At 64.5% G+C, this 5,009-nt stretch carries 4 protein-coding genes and 1 pseudogene; 2 read left to right on the plus strand and 3 right to left on the minus strand.

Features of this window, described 5'->3' with window-relative positions:
• Positions 1 to 76 (minus strand): annotated as a pseudogene (locus tag VMJ11_RS00590) (RNA pyrophosphohydrolase); the annotation flags it as partial.
• Between the two features lie 311 nt (positions 77 to 387).
• Between VMJ11_RS00590 and VMJ11_RS00595 the strand changes: the two are divergent.
• Both VMJ11_RS00595 and VMJ11_RS00600 read left to right on the plus strand, forming a co-directional pair.
• Positions 388 to 2,136, plus strand: coding sequence for a proline--tRNA ligase (locus VMJ11_RS00595; protein ID WP_325615859.1), 1,749 nt, complete (start codon positions 388 to 390; stop codon positions 2,134 to 2,136).
• 43 nt (positions 2,137 to 2,179) lie between these two features.
• Positions 2,180 to 2,779 (plus strand): MarC family protein, encoded by a 600-nt coding sequence (locus VMJ11_RS00600; RefSeq protein WP_325615860.1) that lies wholly within the window; start codon positions 2,180 to 2,182, stop codon positions 2,777 to 2,779.
• Positions 2,780 to 2,854: 75 nt separating this feature from the next.
• Here VMJ11_RS00600 and VMJ11_RS00605 read toward each other — a convergent pair whose 3' ends face one another.
• Positions 2,855 to 3,406, minus strand: coding sequence for a hypoxanthine-guanine phosphoribosyltransferase (locus VMJ11_RS00605; protein ID WP_325615862.1), 552 nt, complete (start codon positions 3,404 to 3,406; stop codon positions 2,855 to 2,857).
• Between the two features lie 159 nt (positions 3,407 to 3,565).
• A complete protein-coding gene (gene ffh, locus VMJ11_RS00610; protein WP_325615864.1) occupies positions 3,566 to 4,933 on the minus strand; it encodes a signal recognition particle protein in 1,368 nt (455 codons plus the stop codon).
• Positions 4,934 to 5,009: the final 76 nt, after the last annotated feature.

Here is a 5,009-nt window from a genome sequence, read left to right on the forward strand (position 1 = left end):
TGCCCCAAAACACCTCGTTTCGCGCGTTCAAGAGGATGATGCCGACGTTCGGGCGAAACCCCTCACGATCCAGCATACAACCACCTTCGAATCCTTTAAAATTGCTTTGATTATAAACAGATAACGGTCCTCACGCACCCGACGCCCGGAAGTTTGGAACGAATGCTCGCGAGGCCTGTGCCAGCCGTGTGCCGCTCGCGCGAATCTCCCGCCGGCGCTGGTCGTGCGCTGGCTGCGAAGGTGGGCGCTCGTGCTGGCGAACGTCAGGCGCAGCGGCGCCGTCAAGGTATAGTGTCGCACTCTGCTGGTTCTGCGCTGGCGCGCGAACTCCACTGTTCTACCCTCTCAGGGCGGTCTGCACCGGGCCGCCGCTTTTGGATAATTTGAATGAAAGCCTCCCGTTTCTTTATCGGCACCCTGAAGGAAGCGCCCTCTGACGCGGAAATCGTCAGTCACAAGTTGATGGTTCGCGCGGGCATGATCCGTCGCGTCGCTGGCGGCATCTACAACTATCTGCCGATCGGCCTGCGTTCGATCCGCAAGGTCGAGCAGATCGTGCGCGAGGAAATGAACCGCGCCGGCGCGATCGAACTGCTGATGCCGGCCGTGCAGCCGGCCGAGTTGTGGCAGGAATCGGGTCGATGGGAGAAATACGGGCCGGAACTGTTGCGCTTCAAGGATCGCAAGCAAAGCGACTTCGTGATGGGGCCGACGCACGAGGAGGTCGTCACCGACATCGCGCGCAACCAGATCAAGAGCTACCGCCAGATGCCGGTGAACTTCTATCAGGTGCAGACGAAGTTCCGCGACGAAATCCGTCCCCGTTTCGGCGTGATGCGTGGGCGCGAGTTCATCATGAAGGACGCGTATTCGTTCGATAAGGACATCGAAGGCCTCAAGGCTTCGTACCAGAAGATGTACGACGCCTACACGCGCATCTTCACGCGTCTCGGTCTCGAGTTCCGCGCGGTGGCGGCCGACAACGGTTCGATCGGTGGCAGCGGTTCGCACGAATTCCACGTGATCGCGGAAACCGGCGAGGACGACATCGCCTACTGCCCGACCTCGGACTTCGCGGCGAACGTCGAAGCCGCCGATGCGCTGCCGCTCGTCGCGCAGCGCGCTGCGCCCACGCAGCCGCTCACGAAAACGCCCACGCCGGGCGCGGCCAAGTGCGAGCAGGTCGCCGAGCTGCTCGGCATCCCGCTCGAAAGCACGATCAAGTCGATCGTGCTCGCTACCGACAACAATGCGGACAACGAAGGCGCCGAGCCCACGATCTGGTTGCTCATGCTGCGCGGCGACCACGACCTGAATGAGATCAAGGTTGGCAAGCTCGACGGCCTCGGCGGCTTCCGCTTCGCGACGGAAAGCGAAATCATCGAGTGGTTCGGCACGCCGCCGGGCTACCTCGGTCCGCTCAACACGAAGAAGCCGGTCAAGGTCATCGCCGACTCGACGGTCGCGAACATGAGCGACTTCGTGGTGGGCTCGAACGAGGTCGATTTCCACACCACGGGCGTGAACTGGGGCCGCGATCTGCCGGAGCCGGTCGTGGCCGACATCCGCAACGTGAAGAAGGGCGACCCCTCACCGGACGGCAAGGGCGTGCTCGACATCTGCCGCGGCATCGAAGTGGGCCACGTGTTCCAGCTCGGCACGAAGTACTCCGAGGCGATGAACGCCACCTTCCTCGCCGAGAACGGCAAGCCCGCGCCGATGCAGATGGGCTGCTATGGCATTGGCGTCACGCGTATCCTCGGTGCAGCGATCGAGCAGAACTTCGACGAGAAGGGCATCATCTGGCCTGAGTCGATCGCGCCGTTCCAGGTCGTCGTGTGTCCGATGGGCATGGACCGCAGCGAACTCGTGCGCGAGCACGCGGAGCGCGTGTACAACGCGCTGGTCGAAGCGGGCGTGGACGTGATCCTCGACGACCGCGGCGAGCGCCCGGGCGTGATGTTCGCCGACTGGGAGCTGATTGGCGTGCCGCATCGTCTCGTAATCGGCGAGCGCGGCCTGAAGGAAGGCAAGATCGAGTACCAGGGCCGCCGCGACACCGAAGCGACGCTGCTCCCGGCCGAAGAGGCCGCGCAGACAGTGGCGCAGAAGATCCGCGCCGCGCTCGCGGTTTGATGCGCTATTCAATGATCAACGTCGGTTAAGGGAGCTCGGGCGCGTGGAGTACAGTTTTCTGTCCGCTACGGTCCTGTTGCTCCTCATTACCGATCCGCTCGGCAACATTCCGCTTTTCATCAGCTGCCTGCGCGGCGTCGCCAAGCAGCGCCGCGCGGTCGTGATCCTGCGTGAGGTCGCGATCGCGTTCGTGATCCTGCTGATCTTCATGGTGGCGGGGAACGCCTTCCTGCGCATGATGGGGCTCACGGACACGTCGCTGCGCATCGGCGGCGGCATCGTGCTGTTCCTCATCGCGCTGCGCATGATCTTTCCGCATCCGGGCGGCCCGTTCGGCGGCGGCGACAAGGGCGGCGAGCCGCTCATCGTGCCGCTGGCCATTCCCGCGCTCGCGGGGCCTTCGGCGCTCGCCACCGTCATGCTGCTCACCTCGCAGGCACCCGGCAAGCTCTACGAGTGGGTCGCGGCGCTCGTCGTCACGATGGTGATCTGCGCGATCGTGCTGGTGATGGCGGAGCGCATCCAGCAGTGGCTCGGTGAGCGCGTGGTGACGGCGTTCGAGCGTCTGATGGGGCTCGTGCTCGTAGCGATTTCGGTGGAGATGATCCTCGCGGGGATTGCCAACTTCGTGCATCACCTCTGAGGCCGCAGGCGTCGGCGGCAACAAAAAAGCAGCCCGTGGGCTGCTTTTTTTCATGATGCTTCGCTTGCCGCCTCTTCACGCGCCTTCGGTCAGCGCGCGGATGGTCGGCAGATTGCGCCAGTAGCCCTTCGCGTCCATGCCGCAGCCGAACACATAGCGGTCCGGCACCGAAAACCCGCAGTAGTCGGGATGCAGCGGCTTTGCCTTCGGAATGATCTTCTCGCACAGCACGGCCGAGAGGAAACGCTTCGCGCCCATGTCCATGATGCGGTCGCGGATCGCGGCCATGGTCTCGCCTTCGTCGAGAATGTCGTCGAGGACGAGCACCACGCGGTCCTTCACCGACTCGCGCGGCGCCACGCGCCATTGCATCTCGGCGCTGCCCTTGATCGCGTTGCGGTAGCGCGTGAGGTGGATGTAGTCGAACTCGAGCGGGAAGTCGAGGTGCGGCAGCAGCATGCCGGTGAACACGGCGGCGCCGCCCATTACCGAGAGCACGAGCGGGAAGTCCTCGCTGATCTCGGCGCGGATGGCTTCGGCCATCCGGCCGATCGACGCATTGACGTCGCCCTCCGAAACGATCTCTTCGGAGTGGCGGAAAATGTGGAGAGCTTCTTCGCGATTCATCACTCTGGCGGGGCCGTGGCTGTAGCTATTCAAGTGTGGGAAATAACGGCGGCGCGCGCTACAGCAAAAACCCGCGCATTCCAGTTCAGCTTGCGCGCCGCGTCGAGCGAGGCCGCTCGCGCACGTTGCAGCGCGCAGGCGGCCCCACAGGATCGCATATCAGCGCATGCCGGGCATCATGCCCTTCATGCCGCGCATCATCTTCTGAATGTTTCCGCCCTTCAGCTTCTTCATCATGGTGCGCATCTGGTCGTACTGGTTGAGCAGGCGATTCACTTCCTGAACCTGCACACCCGCGCCCGCCGCGATGCGGCGCTTGCGCGTGGCCTTAATGAGCTCGGGCTTCGCACGCTCGGCGGCCGTCATCGAGTTGATGATGCCCTCCATGCGGCGCATCTGCTTCTCGGCCTGGCCCATGTCGGCGCCTGCCGCGGCTTGCTGGAACTGCGCGGGCAGCTTGTCCATCAGCGTGGAGAGGCCGCCCATCTTCTTCATCTGCGAGAGCTGCGCGCGGAAGTCGTTGAGGTCGAAGTCGCCACCCTTCTTGACCTTGTCGGCGAGCTTTTGCGCGGCCTGCACGTCCACGCCGCGCTGCGCTTCCTCGACGAGCGCGAGAATATCGCCCATGCCGAGAATGCGGTTGGCCATGCGGTCAGGGTGGAACACCTCAAGGCCGTCGAGCTTTTCCGCAACGCCGACGAACTTGATCGGCTTGCCCGTGATGTGGCGCACGGAGAGCGCCGCGCCGCCGCGCGAGTCGCCGTCGAGCTTGGTAAGCACGACGCCGGTGAGTGGCAGGGCGTCGTTGAACGCCTTGGCGGTGTTGACGGCGTCCTGACCGAGCATGGCGTCGACGACGAAGAGCGTTTCCGCGGGCTTGAGCGAGGCGTGCAGCGCGGTGATCTCGTTCATCATCACCTCGTCGATGCCGAGGCGGCCTGCCGTGTCGACGAGCAGCACGTCGTGATAGTGGCGCCTGGCCCAATCCACTGCCGCGTTGGCGATGTCGACGGGCTTCTGGTCGGGCTGCGACGGGAAGAAGTCGGCGCCGACCTGTTCCGTCACCGTCTTCAGCTGCGCGATAGCGGCAGGGCGGTAGACGTCGCACGAAACGGTGAGGACCTTCTTCTTGTACTTCTCGCGCAGGAGCTTGGCGAGCTTGCCGGTCGTGGTGGTTTTGCCGGCGCCCTGCAGACCCGCCATGAGAATGACCGCGGGCGGCGTGACGTTGAGGCTCAGCTCGGCGGCCTTGCCTTCGTAGTCGCCGCCGATCACGGCGGTCAGCTCGCGCTGCACCACGCCCACGAGCGCCTGGCCTGGCGAGAGGCTGCCGATCACTTCCTCGCCGAGCGCCTTTTCCTTCACCTTGGCGATGAACTCGCGCACGACGGGCAGCGCCACGTCCGCTTCCAGCAGCGCGAGACGCACTTCGCGCAGCATTTCCTGCGTATTGGCTTCGGTGAGCCGGGCTTCGCCGCGCAGCGTCTTGACGACGCGCGCCATCCGTTGAGTGAGATTGTCGAGCATGGGGAGGCGGTGAGCAGTGCGGCCCGGCCCGCGCGCGCAAAATGGGAAAGCGCCGCGTTTCGTCGCGATCCCGCGC

The organism is Paraburkholderia sp. (assembly GCF_035501035.1).
GTDB lineage: Bacteria > Pseudomonadota > Gammaproteobacteria > Burkholderiales > Burkholderiaceae > Paraburkholderia.

Bases quoted from the DNA above. Each gene is read 5' to 3' on its own strand.
- VMJ11_RS00595 (WP_325615859.1), top strand. From the start codon at position 388: ATGAAAGCCTCCCGTTTCTTTATCGGCACCCTGAAGGAAGCGCCCTCT.
- VMJ11_RS00605 (WP_325615862.1), bottom strand. From the start codon at position 3,406: ATGAATCGCGAAGAAGCTCTCCACATTTTCCGCCACTCCGAAGAGATC.
- ffh (WP_325615864.1), bottom strand. From the start codon at position 4,933: ATGCTCGACAATCTCACTCAACGGATGGCGCGCGTCGTCAAGACGCTG.